15 protein-coding genes are annotated in these 19,255 nt (G+C 47.1%); 11 read left to right on the plus strand and 4 right to left on the minus strand.

Features of this window, described 5'->3' with window-relative positions; genetic code table 11:
• Positions 1–14 precede the first annotated feature (14 nt).
• Positions 15–527 (minus strand): peptide deformylase, encoded by a 513-nt coding sequence (gene def / locus Nant_RS00895; protein WP_054339755.1) that lies wholly within the window; start codon positions 525–527, stop codon positions 15–17.
• Between the two features lie 163 nt (positions 528–690).
• On the opposite strand from def, the gene Nant_RS00900 reads away from it, so the two are divergent.
• The 6 genes from Nant_RS00900 (at position 691) to Nant_RS00925 (ending at position 7,825) form a co-directional block, all read left to right on the plus strand.
• A complete protein-coding gene (locus tag Nant_RS00900) occupies positions 691–1,731 on the plus strand; it encodes a LysM peptidoglycan-binding domain-containing protein (protein WP_054339756.1) in 1,041 nt (346 codons plus the stop codon).
• A 28-nt stretch (positions 1,732–1,759) separates the two neighbouring features.
• Positions 1,760–2,941 carry a DNA-processing protein DprA gene (dprA, locus tag Nant_RS00905; RefSeq protein ID WP_054339757.1) on the plus strand — a complete coding sequence of 394 codons (1,182 nt, stop codon included), beginning with the start codon at positions 1,760–1,762 and terminating at the stop codon, positions 2,939–2,941.
• 75 nt (positions 2,942–3,016) lie between these two features.
• On the plus strand, positions 3,017–3,574 hold the full coding sequence (gene tsaC, locus Nant_RS00910) for an L-threonylcarbamoyladenylate synthase type 1 TsaC (protein WP_054339834.1): 558 nt from the start codon (positions 3,017–3,019) through the stop codon (positions 3,572–3,574).
• Positions 3,575–3,601: 27 nt separating this feature from the next.
• Positions 3,602–4,516 (plus strand): oxygen-dependent coproporphyrinogen oxidase, encoded by a 915-nt coding sequence (gene hemF, locus Nant_RS00915; protein ID WP_054339758.1) that lies wholly within the window; start codon positions 3,602–3,604, stop codon positions 4,514–4,516.
• Between the two features lie 3 nt (positions 4,517–4,519).
• Positions 4,520–5,344: a shikimate dehydrogenase gene (gene aroE, locus Nant_RS00920; RefSeq protein ID WP_054339759.1), complete on the plus strand. Its 825-nt coding sequence runs from the start codon at positions 4,520–4,522 to the stop codon at positions 5,342–5,344.
• A 99-nt stretch (positions 5,345–5,443) separates the two neighbouring features.
• Complete coding sequence (locus Nant_RS00925) at positions 5,444–7,825, plus strand: Lon protease family protein (RefSeq protein WP_054339760.1); 2,382 nt, start codon at positions 5,444–5,446, stop codon at positions 7,823–7,825.
• A 153-nt stretch (positions 7,826–7,978) separates the two neighbouring features.
• On the opposite strand, the gene Nant_RS00930 is transcribed toward Nant_RS00925, so the two are convergent.
• Together Nant_RS00930 and Nant_RS00935 are read right to left on the minus strand one after the other, a co-directional pair.
• Positions 7,979–8,362 carry a c-type cytochrome gene (locus tag Nant_RS00930; RefSeq protein ID WP_054339761.1) on the minus strand — a complete coding sequence of 128 codons (384 nt, stop codon included), beginning with the start codon at positions 8,360–8,362 and terminating at the stop codon, positions 7,979–7,981.
• A 163-nt stretch (positions 8,363–8,525) separates the two neighbouring features.
• The gene (locus Nant_RS00935; protein ID WP_054339762.1) at positions 8,526–9,872 is read right to left on the minus strand and encodes an HD-GYP domain-containing protein; all 1,347 of its coding nucleotides are present in this window, start codon (positions 9,870–9,872) and stop codon (positions 8,526–8,528) included.
• 269 nt (positions 9,873–10,141) lie between these two features.
• Here Nant_RS00935 and Nant_RS00940 point away from each other — a divergent pair, with 269 nt between their 5' ends.
• From Nant_RS00940 to Nant_RS00955, 5 genes are all read left to right on the plus strand, one after another.
• On the plus strand, positions 10,142–14,917 hold the full coding sequence (locus Nant_RS00940; RefSeq protein WP_054339763.1) for an NAD-glutamate dehydrogenase: 4,776 nt from the start codon (positions 10,142–10,144) through the stop codon (positions 14,915–14,917).
• Between the two features lie 182 nt (positions 14,918–15,099).
• Entirely contained in the window at positions 15,100–15,975 is an 876-nt protein-coding gene (locus tag Nant_RS00945; RefSeq protein ID WP_054339764.1) for a DUF2971 domain-containing protein, read from the plus strand.
• Positions 15,976–16,406: 431 nt separating this feature from the next.
• Positions 16,407–16,571, plus strand: a complete 165-nt coding sequence (locus Nant_RS21425; protein WP_162224913.1) for a hypothetical protein — start codon at positions 16,407–16,409, stop codon at positions 16,569–16,571.
• 4 nt (positions 16,572–16,575) lie between these two features.
• A complete protein-coding gene (locus tag Nant_RS21430) occupies positions 16,576–17,271 on the plus strand; it encodes an ice-binding family protein (RefSeq protein WP_162224914.1) in 696 nt (231 codons plus the stop codon).
• 354 nt (positions 17,272–17,625) lie between these two features.
• Positions 17,626–18,069, plus strand: a complete 444-nt coding sequence (locus tag Nant_RS00955) for an Lrp/AsnC family transcriptional regulator (protein ID WP_238377033.1) — start codon at positions 17,626–17,628, stop codon at positions 18,067–18,069.
• Positions 18,070–18,161: 92 nt separating this feature from the next.
• On the opposite strand, the gene Nant_RS00960 is transcribed toward Nant_RS00955, so the two are convergent.
• On the minus strand, positions 18,162–19,067 hold the full coding sequence (locus tag Nant_RS00960; protein ID WP_238377034.1) for a DMT family transporter: 906 nt from the start codon (positions 19,065–19,067) through the stop codon (positions 18,162–18,164).
• Between the last annotated feature and the right edge of the window lie 188 nt (positions 19,068–19,255).

The raw sequence follows: 19,255 nt of genomic DNA on the forward strand, positions 1-19,255 counted from the left end.
CAATATCAAACAGTTTAGTTCGTTTGTTCAAATTTATGAATTTTCTCTAACTTAGTGCGTATACGGTTTCGTTTCAGCGTAGAAAGATAATCAACAAATAGTTTTCCTTCGAGGTGATCAATTTCATGCTGAATACAAACGGCTAGCAAGTCATGAGCTTCGAATTCGAGCGGTTCACCATTCCTGTCTAGTGCTTTTACGCGGATATGGTTCGAGCGTATGATTTCTTCATAAAATCCAGGGACGGATAAACAGCCTTCCTGCATCTCTTCGAGTTCTTCGGATAATATTTCGAAGCTAGGATTAATGAGCACTAATGGTTCATTACTCTCTTCTGATACATCAATAGTAACAATTTGACGATGAATGTTAACTTGCGTTGCCGCCAGGCCAATGCCGGGCGCGTCATACATCGTTTCAAACATATCGTCGATGATTGTGCGTAGTTCATCATCAACAAGTTCAACAGGCTCGGCGATAGTACGCAGCCGGGGGTCGGGAAATTCTAAAACGGATAGCAGGGCCATAAAAATCACATATTCTTTGCAAAGTTATTAAGAAGTGCCATAAACGACACAAAACATCATTTAACCTATTATACTGATATAGCGCTACGATGCATTTGTCGTTCACCATTGTCTTATTATACGTGCAATGGATAATTCTGGTCACTCAGCAAGGGAACTGGAGATGAAAAAACTGTTGGGAATGTGTTTGGCTTCATGGCTTATTCTGTCAACGCCAACTCAAGTACAAGCAAGAGCTGATCAGATACAGCTCCAAGAAAATTATCCACAAGAATATGTGGTGGTTAAAGGAGATACTCTTTGGGATATTTCTGGCCACTTTCTCGAAAAACCTTGGCGTTGGCCTGAGCTATGGGACATTAATCCGCAGATTGATGACCCTCATTGGATCTATCCTGGTGATGTTCTTTATCTGACGTGGGTTAATGGGCAGCCGAAACTACGCGTGAAAAATGATGGACGCTTACAACCGCATGCACGCGTATCTAAGCTGGATAATGCGATCCCTGGTATTGCACTTAAAGACCTGTATGCGTTCTTGAGTGATAACGTAGTGTTGGATGATACACTGCTTGCACAAACACCTTATGTATTAGGTGGGCGTAATAATCGGATTATTTCCGGTGCTGGCGATCGGATTTACGCCAGAGGTGAAATCGACCTCGAGCACAGCACGCAGAATGTCTATCGCCCTGCCAAAAGTTATATTGATCCTGAGACACAAGAACTGCTGGGCTATGAGCTGCTAAAAGTGGCTGAAGCGCGTGTGGTTTCCGTAAAAGCTGATATTACTAGCCTGGATATCCAAAAATCACGAGAGGAAGTGCGTGTACAGGATCGTGTGATTCCTTCTCCTGAGACGCGTATTCAGTCTGTATTTTATCCTGTTGCTGCTCCTGCAGAGTCAGAGGCAACTATTCTTTCTGTGTTGCGTGGTGTGACTAAAATTGGTCGTTATGATGCGGTAGCGATTAATAAGGGAAGTCGGGAAGGGTTGAAATCAGGACATGTTTTCATTGTCTATACGAAAGGCGAAACTATTACTGATCCGGTGACTCAAGAGGAGATAACCCTTCCTTCTGAGGAGGCCGGCACGTTAATGGTTTTCAAAACGTTCGAAAAAGTCAGTTACGGATTAGTTATGACGGCAACGAATGTGTTGTCTGTTGGTGATAGCCTACGTTCACCTGACTTTTATGAGTAAGTTCTGATAAGTAAACAGAGAGTCTGATATGCCAAGCGATCCAAGGGACTGGATCGCTATCAGTCAGTTGCCGGGCATTGGCCCTGCAACATTAGCTAAGCTTTTTCGAGGAAAGTGGACGCCTGATAGATTGATAGCGGATCAACACGATAGTTTCCAATTAACCTCCCCGCATTTGACGTCTCCAGGGCCTGGCTCTCAACAGCTCAGCTTTCCTCGGCTAAATAGTGTGCAGATAGCTCAATTAACCAGCTATGTTAAGCAGACAGGCCCCTTGTGGGAAAAAACTAATCAATTTGTAAATCAGCTGGATGCTATGCAGATTCAGTGCATATTGTCAGACAGTGACAGCTACCCTGCTCTCTTACGTAAAGCGGCGGATCACCCCGTGCTACTTTTTGTGCAGGGTAACCTTGAGGCCTTACATCTGCCGATTGTGTCAATTGTCGGTAGTCGTAACGCGAGTGCGGCGGGCTTACGGCATGCTTATCAGTTCTCTGCATCGCTATCACAGGCGGGATTTGTGGTGGCCAGTGGGCTTGCATTAGGTATCGACGGAGCGGCTCACCAGGCGGCAGTAGATCTTGGGCTACCGACGGTGGCCGTGATGGGTACCGGAAGTGACCGACTTTATCCCTTAAGGCATAAGAAACTATCTGAAAAGATACTAGGGTGCGGTGGCGCGTTAGTCACAGAGCTACTACCCGGCAGTGGGCCTTTGGCGGCTCACTTTCCACGCCGTAACCGGATTATCAGTGGGCTGTCTACTGGAGTATTAGTGGTGGAAGCCGCCTTGAAAAGTGGTTCGTTAATTACTGCAAGATTGGGATTAAATCAAGGCCGCGAGGTTTTTGCATTGCCAGGCTCTATTGATCATCCCGGAAGTCGTGGCTGCCATGCATTAATCAGAGAAGGCGCTGTGCTGGTTGAATCGGTTGAACATATGCTGGATGAGTTATCCACAATGCTGGGTGTGTTAAGGCAAGCGTCTGACAATATCAGCCCAAGCAGCCAGGAAAATAACTTATCAACAGATCAAAATTTAATTCTGACGTCCATAGACTTCTCCTTGACGCTTCTTGAAGAGATTGTTGATCGGCTGGGACTTCTGGATAGCCCTTTAACGAGTCATCTGCAGTCCAGTTTAGTTGAGTTGGAACTGTTTGGGTGGATAGAAGCAGTAGGCGGCGGTTACCGACGGATACGCTGACTTGGCAGCCTATCAGTGTTGCAACTGACCGGCGAAACAGGTATTTTTCCGGTTTTAACTCAAAGAGTTTTAGGCATGAATCAGCAGCACTACTCTCAGGCTGCCAGAGTGTTGCATCAGGGGGGCGTTATCGCTTATCCCACTGAAGCTGTCTGGGGGCTGGGTTGTGATCCTTATAACGAAATAGCGGTACAGAAACTACTGTCATTAAAGCAGCGGCCTGTCGAAAAAGGCATCATTCTGGTTGCCGCCAGTATGGAACAGGTTCAGCCTTTATTGAAAAATCTGGACGCTGTCAGTCTCGCGCGTCTTGAAGCAAGTTGGCCTGGTCCGAACACATGGTTGATACCCGATCCTGACAATGTTATTCCTACGTGGATAAAAGGTGAACACGCCTCTGTGGCGGTTAGAGTCAGTGCTCATGCAGGGGTTATTGCGCTCTGTAAAGCATTTGGAGGGCCGGTTGTATCTACCTCGGCTAATATAGCAGGATTAGAGCCTGCGAGGATCCTATCGGAAGTAAGTGCTTACTTCGGTGATTTTATTGACTATTACCTGCCTGGATCACTGGGTGATTTAGAACAACCAACACGTATACAGGATCTGCGTGATAGCCGCGTAGTTCGTTCTTAATATTCGATCAACCGTTGGAGCTTGGCAATGTCTGTACCCAATATTGACGCCGTAAAAAGTTATTTATTAGACCTTCAGGATCGCATCTGCGACGCGCTAGAAGCGGCCGATGGTGAGCAAAAATTCATAGAAGATAGCTGGGACCGTCCACAAGGTGGCGGTGGTCGCACGCGTGTTATTGTTGATGGCGGGATCTTCGAAAAAGGCGGCGTTAATTTCTCGCATGTATTTGGTGATGCCCTGCCCGCTTCAGCATCAGCACACCGCCCTGAATTGGCAGGCCGCACATTTGAAGCGATGGGGGTGTCGTTAGTCATGCATCCGAAAAATCCATATATTCCGACGTCACATGCCAATGTGCGTTTTTTCATCGCTGAAAAAGAGGGTGAAGAGCCCGTATGGTGGTTTGGTGGTGGTTTCGATATGACACCGTACTATGGCAATGATGACGATTGCCGCCATTGGCATATGACAGCAAAAGATGCTTGTGATCCTTTTGGTGAAGAGATTTACCCGCGGTATAAGCAGTGGTGTGATGATTATTTTTATCTGAAACATCGTGATGAACCGCGTGGTATCGGCGGCCTGTTTTTCGATGACTTGAATGAGTTGGGCTTTGAGAAAAGTTTTGCTCTGATGCAATCGATTGGTAATGCTTATATCCCAGCCTATGTACCGATTATTCAACGCAGAAACGGCACACCTTACGGAGAGAAGCAGCGTGACTTCCAATTGCATCGTCGCGGACGTTATGTTGAGTTTAATCTGGTGTATGACCGTGGAACACTGTTCGGACTGCAATCGGGTGGCCGAACAGAGTCGATATTAATGTCATTACCACCAGAAGTGCGCTGGGGATATGACTGGAAACCTGAACCGGCGAGTGAAGAGTCCGAGCTGTATGAGCATTATCTGAAACCGCAGAATTGGCTGGAGGTTTAGTTTATGGATCGTTATGCCGTGTTTGGTAATCCCATATCGCATTCAAAATCGCCGGCTATCCACACTGCGTTCGCTCAACAAACATCCCAGGTACTGAGCTATGAGGCTATTTGTGCGCCTGTGGATAAGTTTGAAGAAACAGTAAAGGCCTTTTTGGCTGACGGCGGGAAAGGTCTTAATATCACCGTTCCATTTAAGGAAGAAGCCTGGAAACTGGCAGTACTTCGGTCGGAACGTGCCGAGCTAGCCGGTGCCGTTAATACGCTCTATCTGAATCAGGAAGGCCTGTTGTGTGGAGAGAATACCGATGGTGTCGGTATGGTTCGGGATATACAGCACAATCATGGCTACAGCATTAAAGGCAAAAGAGTCTTAATTTTGGGTGCGGGTGGTGCCGTACGTGGGGTTATGAAGCCGGTATTAGAGCAGCAGCCAAAGCAGGTTGTGATCGCCAACCGGACACTCGCGAAGGCCGAGACACTGGCGGCATTATTTGCGCCTTTTGGTCATATTACTGCGTCGTCATTCGACGCTTTGGAAGGCCCTTTTGATCTGATTATGAATGGTACTGCCGCCAGCTTACAGGGCGAAATGCCGGCATTGCCAGAAGGAATGCTTCATTCTCAGTCCTGGTGCTACGACATGATGTACAGCGCCGCCCAAACGCCCTTTAATCAGTGGGCAGAGGCTCAGGGAGCCTGTCAGCAACTGGACGGCCTGGGGATGTTGGTCGAGCAGGCTGCCGAGTCTTTTTATATTTGGCGCGGTATACGCCCGGATACGTCATCGCTTATTCAGATTATCCGCAATGAGTTATTAAATCATTGATTTTGAAGCGTTAACGCATACTTTATTTAGAACCATTTCTTGCATACATTCCGATCAGGGTTTATAAAGTTTATAAACCCTCCTGCTCAGGAAGCTCCGATGGAAAAGCTCAAACCCCTGTCACCCGAAGCACTTTATAAAGTGTGCGATCTCGATATTCTTCCTTTCAGAACGACTGAAACGCTGGAGAATTTTAATGGTTTCTTTGGTCAGGAAAGGGCTATTGAAGCTATGGGCTTCGGTGTCGGTATGCATCGGCCCGGCTACAACCTTTTCGTTATGGGTAACCCGCATACCGGGCGTTTCTCCTTTGCTATGGAGAACCTGAAAGGGATCGCTAAAAAAGAAAAGAAGCCGAGTGACTGGTGTTATCTGAATAATATGCTGGACGATCGCTATCCTCTGGCTATTGAGCTGCAGGCGGGCAAAGCGGCACAGTTGCGTCGCGATAATAAACGCATGATGGAAACCATCATGACGGAGTTGCCTGCCGTTTTCGAAAATCCTGCGTATCAGCGTAAAAAAAGCAAAATTGAGCGTGATTTTAATCGCCATTACGATCAGGCCATTGATAGTGTCGAAAAGCGCGCGCGTGAACATAGCGTGGCTGTCTATCAAGATGCCGGCACGGTTGGATTTACGCCGGTGGCTGATGGCCAGGCGATGGATGAGGCGGCATTTTCTCAGTTACCGGAAGAGGCGCGCGATAAGTTTTCTAAAAACATATCTGAGCTGGAAGATTTTCTGACAGAAAGTCTGACCGAGCTGCCGCAATGGCGCCGTGAAGCAGCAGAAAGAATGAAAGTGCTGGACCGTGATACCGCGCGGCAAACGATTTCTCCATTAATCCAGACGGTTAAAGAAAAGTACAATAATATCAGTGGGCTACCTGATTACTTCAATCAGTTAGAGAGCCACATTGTGAAAAATTGTGCAGATATGATTAATGATGAAAAATTGATTGAGGCGCGCACAGACAATGGCCGTCGCACATTGTTAGATGATCAGTTTGGCGTTAATTTATTGGTTGATAACAGTAAAACCAAAGGGTCTCCCGTTGTTTTTGAAGCACATCCGAGTTATGAAAATTTGTTTGGTCGGGTGGAATACAATAACGATATGGGAGCGCTGGTCACCAATTATCAGATGATCCGCCCCGGTGCGCTGCACAGCGCTAACGGCGGTTATCTGGTGCTGGAAGCAGAAAAACTGCTGGAGCAACCCTTTGTTTATGGTGCGCTTAAGCGCGCGTTAAAAGCACATGAAATTCGTATTGAGAATCCGATGAGTGAGTTCTCGGGTATCAGTACGATTACCTTAAGCCCTACTCCCATCCCACTGCACCTTAAAGTGGTGTTGATAGGGGGGCGCGACACCTATTACTTATTGCAGGAGATGGATCAGGACTTCGAAAAAATGTTTCGTGTGGTGGTCGATTTTGATGAGGATGTCGAACGTACTCCCGCGACAATCCGTAATTATGCCCGTTTAATGAAGACACTGGCCGGTGAAGAAAATTTAGCGCCGCTAACGCGTGATGCGGTGGCCAGGTTGGTAGAGCATAGCTCGCGGTTATCGGGTGATCAGGATTTACTCTCAGCTCACATCGGCGAGTTGGTCGATCTGTTATGCGAAGCGGATTACAAACGAAAAGCGTCAGACGAAGATATTATCAATGTAAAACATGTAGAGATGGCGCTGAACGCTAAAGAAAAACGTACCGGGCGCCTGTCACAGAAGATTCTTGAAAGTATTCTTAACGAAACGGTATTGATCGATACAGACGGGCAGGCGGTAGGTAAAAGTAATGGTCTTACCGTACTTCAGGTGGGTGATGTGTCTTTTGGTACGCCGGCACGTATCACGGCTACGGTACATCCGGGTAACCATGGCATTGTCGATATCGAACGTGAAGTCCAGCTCGGTCAGTCTATACATTCCAAAGGCGTCCTGATCCTCTCCGGCTATCTGGGGCATCAGTATGCACAGGATTTTCCGCTCACCATGTCAGCTAGCATTGCTCTGGAGCAATCGTACGGGTATATAGACGGCGACAGTGCGTCGCTGGCTGAGGTCTGCACTTTGATTTCAGCACTGACGCATATTCCGATCTACCAGCAATATGCACTCACAGGGTCGATCAACCAGTATGGCGAAGTACAGGCGATTGGCGGCGTTAACGAAAAAATTGAGGGGTATTTTAAACTCTGTGAAACGCGCGGATTAACCGGTACGCAAGGGGTCATTATTCCACGTGCCAATGTGCGTAATCTGATGTTGAAAAAGGCGGTAGTAGAAGCGGTCGAACGCGGTGAATTTCGCATTTATTCAGTGGCTACCGTTGATGAATGTTTACAGATTCTGATGGGTCGTGCTGTCGGGCAGCGTAAGCAGGATGGTAGTTTTACACAACGCAGTATTAACTATCAGGTGGTTAAGCGATTGAAAGAACTGCACAAAGCCACAAATTCAAGTAAATAAGCCGCGAGTAACCAGATCATAGGCAGTAGTCTATGATCAGTCAGTAGTCGTAGGAAACCAGCAGGGACTCCCCTGCCGGTTGTTGCTTCTTTAGGTACGGGTGTTAACAGGTACTTATGTGAAAAAGCGGTTTTAACGAACGGTAATAAAGAGTTATTTTAACGAGCGTAAGAAGCTGATCAGATAATCCTGTTCTGCTTGGTCAGTAATCGATACATGGCGCATCCGGGTACCCGGTACCAGTGCTTCATTATCGCTAATCCACTTACGAAGATTATCTTCAGTCCATGTGAGCCCGGACGCTTTCATTGCTTCTGAATAAGCAAAACGCGGCATTGATGCTGCTTTGCGCTCAACCACGCCAATCAGGCTTGGTCCGAACGTATTTTTACTGGGTTCAAGTGAGTGGCATGCGGTGCAGTTATGGTTAAAAATCTGTCGACCAGCTTCTGTCATTCCTCCATCTTCTGCCTGAGCAGATAACGGTGCAGCCAAAACACTGCATAAAATTAAAGACGATAGCAAGTTTGCTTTCATTAGGTGTCCCCCTCCTTATAACGCGGTAAAGACAGTATATTGAGTAAGGCTTTTGTTCGGCTCTTCTACAAAAGAACCGGTTCTATAGCACCTAAGTACTTTTATGGCGGCATGCATGGGAGGAGGTAAAAAGAATGCATTAAAGGGTCTGATAAAGGGATTGTTAATGCTCAATAAAATGAAACTCATGGGATACTTTTAAGAGCGCCTCGTAACATCGGCGATCAACCTGAGTATCAAGGTGTTCTGCCATCATTTCCAACGCCTGTGGTACGGGAATAGGACCACGGTAGGGACGGTCAGCGGTAATGGCATCAAAAATATCGGCGGTCGTAATAATGCGGGTGTCCAGTGTAACTTCGTCGCCTTGCAGGCCGAGTGGGTAGCCTTTGCCATCCATACGTTCATGGTGCGCCTGCGCAACATCTGCCAGCTCTTTAAATGCGCCAATACGCGACAGAATTTCACCGGTAAATGTGGGGTGTAGTTTAATGGTGGTAAATTCTTCATCGGTTAATTTGTCTGGTTTATCAAGGATGCTATTACTGATTCCCAGCTTACCGACATCATGCAATAAAGCGGCGCGCTTCAACCAGCGGCGTCGTTCTTGTGAGTAGCCTAATTCTCTCGCTAACAGGTCGGTAATTAAGGCAACACGATTACTGTGCCCTGCGGTGAAAGGGCTCTTGGAATCGACGACTTGTCCGAAAGCGGCTGCTATCTCATCAATATAATCCTCATCCAGCGTTACCTGAAACTGTGCAGGTTCTAATTGGATGATTAACTCTGCAAGGTTTGTGCTGGCGAGAGTGTCCCAAAACGTATCATCTGCAATACTTAAAAAGCACTCGACCAGGGAAGGTTCAAACCAGCTACCGCAACGTTTTTCAACCTCTGCCAGACAGGCGTGCCTGTCTGTACCTGTGAAAAAAACATCAATCACTTGCGACAGTAGCGCGATTCTTGAATACATCGAAATAGCATCGCCCTTAAGCCCGTAGGGCTTGCCTCCGCCATTCCAGTGCTCATCCAGCCCTCTGATGCCTTCCGCTACCGCTTCGTTAAAGCGCAGTTGGCGAGCAATATCGGCGCCTCTTTCGCAGCGAGTTTGCATTAACTCTGTGCTCCACTTAGTGCCGTTACGCATCACAGAGAGTGTCTGCTTAAAGCGTTCAGCTAAGCCTTTTTGAACACCGGTATGTTGCAGCACAAAGTTGAGAACTTGTTTCAGGCTGCCATCCACTGATTTGAAGTCATGTTTAAAACCTAAATCATCAGTGGCGTAGAGTTGACAGATCCTGGCCGCATTACTGCTACACCCGAGGTCTTTTAATAAAATTGTATAGTACAGCTCCCATAATTGATGAGCCTGTAAACCACAGGTCTGACCTAATTGCATGCCTATCCAGCAAGCACGGATACAGTGGCCTGGTGGTTGCCCTTCGGTCATATCCAATGCATGGCTTAGAGCACTGATTAACTCTGACATTTTCATCGATTGATCGGGCATGAACAGTCTCGTTTATAGGGATATGGAATGCATGATAGATTCAGTATAGATGAAAGCAAAAGAGCTGCCCGAATAGCGCCATAAAATATCAAAATTGCGCCATGACGGGATAATTTTGCGGAAATCTCTTAAATAGTAGACTAAAGTTTGAAGCGCTCCTTTTCAGGGCATACCATACTGAAGTTAACTAACATTCTATACGACGAACAATAATCTCTTTTCATCGATCCCATTTTATCCCGACCAGCTAATAGCGGAGCTCATACTCAATGGACAGCGAGATAGCTAATAAAAAGAATAACAAAACCCTGGCAAAACTTAAGGAACTGCTCCAAAAGAGGCTGGAGGGGCCACAATCCTCCGCCGTTGGGCAGTTTGCTGATCAGTTTTTTACTTACGCACCTGAAGATGAAATTGCCCAGCGACCGATGGAGGCTCTTTATGGTGCCACCTTGTCTTCCTGGTCTTTTTTAAATCGGTTTGATGCCTCTTGCTCAAAAATACAAGTATTTAACCCTGATCTGGAGCAGCACGGTTGGCACAGTAGCCACACTGTCATTCAGATTCTTGCAGTGGATTCTCCGTTCATCGTTGACTCGGTGCGTATGGAGCTGAATCGCCAGGGGATCGGTATCCATGTTATTCAAAATGTTGTTCTGTGGGTACAGCGCGAAGGCGAAGATTTTCAAGGGCTTGCACCTGCGGGCGAAGGTGTGTCCGAATCCTATATTTATCTGGAAGTCGATCGTCATACTGAGGTTGAGTTACTTAAAGGCCTGCAAGATGAATTATTGACAACGATGGCGGCAGTATCGGTGTCGGTTAAAGATTTTTTGCCCATGAAAACACGTGCGGCGGAATGTGCTAATGCATTATCTGCTGCGGGTTATACGCAGGAACAAGCGTTTACAGAATGGTTGTTAGAGGACCACTTCACCTTCCTGGCCAGTGATGAAGTTGAGTGTGAAAATGCGGGCGTGGTGGTTAAGCCTGATTCTGTCTTAGGTATGCTGGCGCTGCCGGGATTGTTGCATCTGGATACTATTGAGACCCCTGATCAGCCGTTATTGATGGTTCGTCATGGTGACCGATCACGGGTGCATCGCCCTGCTTATTTAGATCTGGTTATCATTAGCCGCTTCGATGAACAGGGTGCGTTTATGGGCGCTACGCGTTTTCTGGGGCTTTACACCTCCCCTGTTTATCGTGAAAGACCCAAGCGCATCCCCCTTATTCGCCAGAAAGTCGAACGGGTATTGGCGCGTTCAGGGTTTAACCCCCATGGTCACAGCGGTAAATCGCTGGAACAAGTATTAATTGATCTGCCACGTGATGAGCTGTTTCTGGCAACGGAATACGAACTCTATAACACCGCACTGAAGATATTCTATCTGCAGGAACGGCGGCGTGCCTGCTTGCTGGTGCGTGCCGATAAAAGTGGTCAGTTTATATCTTGTCTCTACTATGCACCGCGTGATCTGTTCAGTACTGCGTTGCGGCTTAATGTTCAAAACTTATTAGCAAAAGCATTCAATGCGCAGGATATTGATTTTACCAACTCATTCAGTGAATCTGTGTTGGCGCGTACGCATTTCGTTATTCGTGTGACACCGGGGCAGGCCACACCGGATCTGGAGAAATTGGAAGCCGATGTTCAGGAACTGTCACGTTCGTGGAACGATGATCTGCAAAATGCCTTGATTGAGACCTGTGGTGAAGAGCTGGGAACAACCCGCAGCAATCTTTATCGGGAAGCCTTCTCTGCTGCTTATCGAGAGCACTTCAGCACACTGCACGCAGTACATGACATTGAAAAAATGGAGGTGCTGGCGACACAGCCATTAAGCATGAGCTTTTACCGGATGCTTGAGCAATCCCGGTCAGTATTACGTTTCAAACTGTTTACCCCGGAAGAGCCTTTGATCCTGTCGGATGTGATTCCGGTACTGGAAAATCTTGGCCTGCGTGTGGTCGGAGAACATCCGTACGTGGTGAGTTGCGTTAACGGAAAAACCTATTGGATTCATGACTTCTCTCTGTCGCATCGTGGTGGTTCAGTACCGATTGAGCTGGATGAAGTTAAAGATATTTTCCAGCAAGCCTATGCGGCTATCTGGCAGGGCCTGGCCGATAACGACGAGTTCAACCGTTTAGTACTGGGCGCTGGACTTAATTGGCGTGAAGTGGCGATGCTACGTGCTTACGCACGTTATAACCAACAGATTCGCTTTGGCTTTAGTCAGGCGTATATTGCTGAAACAATGAGCCGCCATACACAGGTCACGCGTTTGCTGGTAGCGCTGTTTCGGGCACGGTTTGAGCCTTCTCGTCAGGGACGCAGTAAAGGGCAAGCTCTTGTTGAGCGCATTGAAAATAGTATTCTGGATGCGCTAGATAAGGTCGATAACCTCAATGACGATAAGATCCTGCGGCGTTTTCTTGAATTAATAAAAGCAACACTGCGCACCAACTATTACCAGTTAAATGAGCACAACCAGCCGAAAGAGTACCAGTCGTTCAAATTGAATCCGCATCTTATTGCCGGAATTCCTAAGCCGCTGCCGATGTTCGAGATGTTTGTTTACTCGCCGCGTGTAGAGGGTGTGCATCTGCGTGGTGGTAAGGTTGCCCGTGGTGGTTTGCGCTGGTCTGATCGTTTAGAAGATTACCGTACGGAAGTGCTGGGTTTGGTTAAAGCACAGCAGGTAAAAAACGCGGTGATTGTTCCCGTCGGCGCGAAAGGCGGATTTGTTGCTAAATGCCTGCCAAAGGACGGCAGCCGTGATGAAATTCTGGCAGAGGGTATCGCCAGTTATAAAATATTTATCCGTGGTTTACTCGATGTCGCCGATAACTTAAAAAGTGGCGAAGTGATTCCTCCGGTCAATGTCGTGCGTCACGATGGAGATGACCCTTATTTGGTCGTGGCAGCCGATAAAGGCACAGCGACATTCTCTGACATTGCGAATGAGATAGCCGAGTCCTACGGTTTCTGGATGGGTGATGCGTTCGCCTCAGGTGGTAGCCAGGGGTATGACCATAAAGGTATGGGCATCACCGCGAAAGGTGCATGGGAATCGGTCAAATTGCATTTTCGTGAAATGGGTATCAACACCCAGACTGATCCTTTCTCGGTGATTGGTATCGGCGATATGGCCGGTGATGTTTTTGGTAATGGTATGCTGCTATCGGAGCAAATCCGCTTAGTCGCTGCGTTTAACCATATGCATATCTTTATTGACCCGACACCGGACGAAGCCAGCAGCTTTATCGAGCGTCAGCGGATGTTTGCGCTGCCCCGCTCCGGCTGGGAAGATTATGATAAATCGTTAATTTCGAAAGGTGGCGGTATCTTCCTGCGTGCGGCGAAATCAATCACGCTGACACCCGAGATGAAACAACGCTTTGATATCAAAGAAGATAAGTTATCACCGAATGATCTGATCTCGGCTCTGCTGAAAGCCCCCATCGATCTGTTATGGAATGGTGGTATCGGCACTTATGTTAAAGCCAGTACCGAGAACCATGCGGATGTCGGCGATAAAGCTAACGATGCACTGCGTGTTAACGGCAATGAATTGCGTTGCAGGGTTATCGGCGAAGGTGGAAACCTGGGCTTTACTCAGCTGGGACGTATAGAGTTTTGTCATAATGGCGGCGCTTGTAACACCGACTTTATCGATAATGCCGGTGGCGTCGACTGTTCCGACCATGAGGTGAACATTAAAATTCTCCTCAACAAATGTATTGCTGATGGTGATCTCACGATGAAACAGCGTAACGATCTGTTACGTGAAATGACCGATGCCGTTGCCATACAGGTACTGAAAAGTAATGACCGCCAGGCGCGGGCACTCAGTCTGGCGCTGCAACATGCCGGAAAATCCCAGGACGAATATGCACGTCTGATGGATCGTTTAGAGAGAGAAGGACGTCTGGATCGCGCCTTGGAGTTCCTGCCGGGTAACGATGAACTGCAACAGCGTAGGCTGTCTCACCAGAGCCTCACACGTCCTGAATTGTCTGTGCTTATCTCTTACACTAAGGCCGAGTTAAAAGAGAGCTTAACGCAGTCCTGGATTACCGACGATCCTTATGTAAAAAATGAGATTAAAGAGGCATTTCCGGCACAGCTGGTAACGCGTTTTCCTGAAGCGGTACAGGATCATCAGCTGAAGAAAGAGATCATTGCTACGCAGGTTGCCAATGCCATGGTGAATCACATGGGCATCACCTTTACTAACCGCATGATGGAGACCGCCGGGCAGTCTGCCGATCAGGTGGCGGTGGCTTATCTGGTTGCACGTGATGTTTTCCAGTTGCGAGAGCTCTGGGCGGATGTCGAAGCATTAGATAATAAGGTATCGACCGGACTTCAGCAGCGCATGCTGGTGGATCTGCTGCGTCTGATGCGCCGTGCAAGCTATTGGTTACTGCGTAATGTCTGTAACCGTGGCTGTTTCGAAGTACAGGCCGTGATCAATCGGTTTAAACCGGCCATAGCTGAAATAGCCGACTCGTTTACCGACTTATTGTCTGGTGACCTGAAATCTAATTGGCTGGCAAAACGCCAAGAGCTGATTGATGCTGGCATCCCGGAAGAGCTGGCATCACGTATTACCTGTGCAGAGCGGCTCTATGCGGGATTGGCCATCAGTGAAGTGTCTGATGAAGTTAAACAGCCAATCATTAATACGGCGGAAGTTGATTTTTGGCTGGGAGAGCGATTACAGCTGGATTGGGTGAGTGAGCGGATTCGTCAGATTGACCCGCAGAATCATTGGCAGCTGCTGGCGCGTGAAGGCTTTAATGAAGATCTTAATACACAGCAAAGCCGTTTGACCCGCTCAGTACTGAGTTGCGATAGTGAATTAACCGGACAAGCGTTGGCACAAAACTGGCTGGATAAAAATGATCAGGGGTTGAAACGCTGGGAGCGGGTACTTGAAGAACTGCGTTCGACCAGTGATGCGGATAGTGCCACTTTTACGGTCGTGATTCGCGAGCTGACAGAGTTATCTAAAAAAGCTATAAACAGGTCATAACCTGAATAACTGAGTCACAATAAAGGGGATTCTTTACATGTAAGGAATCCCCTTTTTTTGTCTTAGTCATTTGTGTATCAGTTATACGCGTTGGTGATCGAAGACCTATCATGCCTTCAGTCACAGTCAATCCATGAAAATGTGCTAATGTTAATAATGTACTAAAAATACCAGGTTAGTTTATGGTCAGCGATATTACCGAGAAACTTTACTCCGATATACCCAACGAAACTATGTATCACTACACCACCTTTTCGGGGCTGTTAGGTATCGTCGGGAGTGGTTCATTATGGGCCAGTGACATTCGTTATATGAACGACTCTGCAGAGTTGAATCATATGGTGACTCTTATACGTGAAGAGGTTGATCAGCGTATTGGTTTAGGCCACCCCAATCCAAAATTACTGAATCAATTTCTTGACTGGATTGAAGGGCGGGTGACGAATGGCCACATGCTATTTGCCGGATCATTCCGCGCCAATGGTAATCTGCTTAGCCAATGGCGGGGCTACAGTGAGCTGGGTAAGGGGGTCAGTATTGGTTTTGAGCCTAACCAGATTCTGACCTGCGCCCGTCAGCAATCATTTATGGTGGGTAAATGCATCTATGATAGCGCCCGGCAGCGGGAGTTGATCCATCAGATAGTTGATTTTGTAGAAGCCCTGGCGGCGGCTTCATGTGGCCTGCACGGATGCCGGGATGACCTTGTGTTTGCTGAGGTTTTTGAAAAGGTTGAGAGCGATCTGCTACGTATTGCGGCTGTGCTTAAGCATCCTTCGTTTCAGGAGGAAGAAGAGTGGCGTATTGTCTCCCCTGTCATTACTGATTTTCGAGACCCTTCTGTACATTATCGCGAGGGTACGTCGATGCTGGTGCCTTTCTTTGAGTTTTCGCTGGTGGCGCCGAAAGCACAGAAACCGCAGATTCAGCATATTTTCTTGGGTCCTACACCTAATATCAGCTTGTCGATGAACTCATTATCGATGTATCTGGCAAAAGAAGGGGTAGCCCCTAAGCGTGGCATTAACTATTGTCAGATCCCTTACCGGCAGCGTTAAAATCTCTTGATTAGCTTCCGTTTTCGGCGTTAACTAATCGGGCTTCAACGTTGCTTATGGCTTAGCAGAAACTCTCAACATTTCCCCTTCTGCTTGTCTTTATTAAGTGTGCACTTATTATCAAAAATCCTGTCACCCTTGTATTCAACCATCCAATATAAATCATCTCGCTTCCAAAAAAAGTCTGTAGTTTGAACCATATTCAGCTTCTTGAGTTGAATAAATTTGACTGGATTACACTTAGGTGATCACTGCAATACACAACCTACAAAGATCCTGTTCATAAAGAGTTCAGGTAGCAAGTGTGAAAATTATGACGATAAAGAGGCGATAATAGGCCAATCTGCTGATCGTAGTACGTTTTTACTCGTCAAAATCGAAGTTAATCACTATCAGATATTGATCGCTGACCAAAGGGAAGCGAGTTTCAGATGGAGTATGATTATGATAAAAAGGACTTTCCGCCCAGCGGTATTAAAGACAATCACCATAAATGGTTGTCAGAAATTCAGGTATTTGAGGGTGTTACTATTCACTGTCCTTGCCGCGCTCTTTTCGGTACACACCCAAGCAATAGACTCGCCAATATTGAGTGATGATATGAAGACCTTCGCGGTGCTGGGTACCACGGGCGTAAGCAGTGCAGGCACCAAAGGCAGCACTATTGGCAGGGGCGGCAATGTAGGCACCATTACAGCTAACGCGATCACCGGTAAGTATACATTCAAAAAAGGACCCGCCGGATCGAAACAATCAGTGACCCAACTCGCCAATGATGCGCAGGCTGGAATTGATCCTGCGATCGACGCGTTGCAGCTCTTAGCCTCAGAGGCCGGTGCTATCAACATCCCAACAACTCTGGAAGCCTACCAGAGCGTCCATGGCGGCTCTATCGCTCCGGGTACCTACAAGATCACATCCCAAGCCACTGATATCGTTGATAAACTTACTCTCGATGGAGGAGGAGATCCTAATTCCGTGTGGATTTTTGTGTTTTCAACCACTTTCATTACCGGCGTAAAGTCGCATGTTACAGTGAAGCATATAGATGACGGTTCGGGTGTCGGTCTATTCTGGGTAGCCGATACTGGCGCGACCCTTAATGGCAAACATTTTGAAGGAAACGTCCTCGCCCAAAGTGCTATCACCAGTGACGGCGGTCTAAAGATGTGCGGTAGACTCTTGGCGGGCACAGCAGTGACATTGTATAAGGACACTATAGACACAGACTGTAACAACGATGGCTATAGTGGCAGTTCGCTAAATAAACCCTCATTCACATTCCTCTATTATTAGTGTTGGGTTGGCTGGATTATCGGTATTCAGGAAAGACACCAAGAACGCATAATCAGCATTAAGTCCGACAGGCTGCTAGGACAAGTTATTTAATCGACCTGCTCAGTACATAGTTTATTGTTATCTGGGGTCGCTACTCTGAAACAAAAAAGCTGATCTTACGTTCAGATTTTTTACAGTTTCTGATGAGTTTATATCTGATACCCGCGTTTACTTATCGTCTGCGTTACCCTAGATACGTTCCCGTTTTGCCATATTTAATCGTTGTAATCATTAGCAATTAAATTCTTAATGTTAACGGCAACTAATGATATGAATTTCACAGTATGAGTAATATTTTATGGCCCACTTTGTATGATCGATAATATTAACCGAAGGATTTTGAACGCCTTACAGAAGAATGCCCGTATCTCCTACGCAGAACTGGGTAAACAGGTGCATTTATCCGCCCCTGCCGTGACTGAAAGAATCCGTAAAATGGAGCAGGAGGGTGTGATTACCGGCTATTCTGTGTCGGTCAATATGGATAAGTTGGGTTTGCCGGTACTGGCGATCGTACAATGCAAAGTGTTTCGTGCAAAGGAACGTCAGTTTAAAGAGTTGTTACTGAGCATTCCCGATATTCTTGAGTGTTACAACACCACAGGAGAGCAGGCGTTTATTATCAAACTGGCCACCGGATCGATGGCCAGATTGGATGAAATACTGGATCTCTTTGGGGATATGAGTGACACCAATACTATGATGATCCTATCAGCGCCGGTTCATCGTGCGCTCCCCGACACTTTTTTTGATTAAGCTTTTTATTAACTGAAGAAAAAGCTGCTTTCTAAACGGCTATGTAGTTAAACGGATTCAACGTAACCCAAACTCAGATCCAGGCCCTGATTCTACAAAGCAGCGCCTTGCTCAATGGTGGCTTTAGGCTTGCGCTCCGGCCATTGGCTAATCAGCATGCCGGTTAGCATTAATGCGCACCCTGTTAGCTGATTGCTGGTGAGTTGTTCGTTGAGTAGTAACCACCCTCCGATTAAGGCAAAAACAGCTTCTGTGGATAAAATAAGCGCTGTGACGCTGGGTTCTACCTGGCGTTGGGCAATGATCTGTAGTGTAAAGGCGATACCGCTGGAAGCAACGCCTGCATACAGCAAGGGCCACATAGCCAGTTCAAATTGAGCGACTGTAGGCTCTTCGACGATAAGCATCACGATGGCCGCTAAAATGGCAGCCACAAAAAATTGCAGGATCGACAGGCTTATGGCATCTACCTTACGGCATAACCAACCTAAAATGAGCACGTGAGCCGTCCAGAAAAAAGCTCCGATAAGTTCCATCGCATCGCCTTTATTGATGGTCAGGTCATCGGATACCGACAAGGCATAAAGACCGGCAAGCGCCAGCAAAACACCGCTCCAGGTTTTCATATTGGTCGCATGGCCTAAGACAACGCCGACGATTGGCACCATAACGATATACATACCCGTGATAAAACCGGCATTGCCGGCCGTGGTATATTGCAGGCCTATTTGCTGAAAGCTAAAACCACCGAACATCACAGTGCCTGCTACCAGGCCTCCGATGAACAGATCTTTGTTAAGCGGTAGCTTGTGTTTACCTAAAATAAGCCACAGCGGAATCAACGAAAGCGCCCCCAGTAAAAAGCGGGCCGCATTAAAGCTATGCGGGCCCAAATGCTCCATGCCGGTGGTTTGTGCAACAAATGCAAAGCCCCAAATGATAGCGACAACGATCAGCAGCGCATGGGAGGGTTTCATCAGTGTCGTTAGCATTGTCATAACAGTTAAGCGTCCAATAAGAGGGCCAATATAAGGAGTCTTTAATGACGCTATTGTAAGGCTGGACAGCCCGTGAGAGACAGATGGTAACTAACGAAAACAAAGCTGGAAGTCTTTAAAACAAAGGTTATCAGGCTTGCCTGCCTTCTTTTCGAAAGCCAGTTCTGTTTTGACAGCCCACTTTTCAA

It is taken from the genome of Neptunomonas antarctica, from assembly GCF_001305295.1.
Taxonomy (GTDB): Bacteria; Pseudomonadota; Gammaproteobacteria; order Pseudomonadales; family Balneatricaceae; genus Neptunomonas; species Neptunomonas antarctica.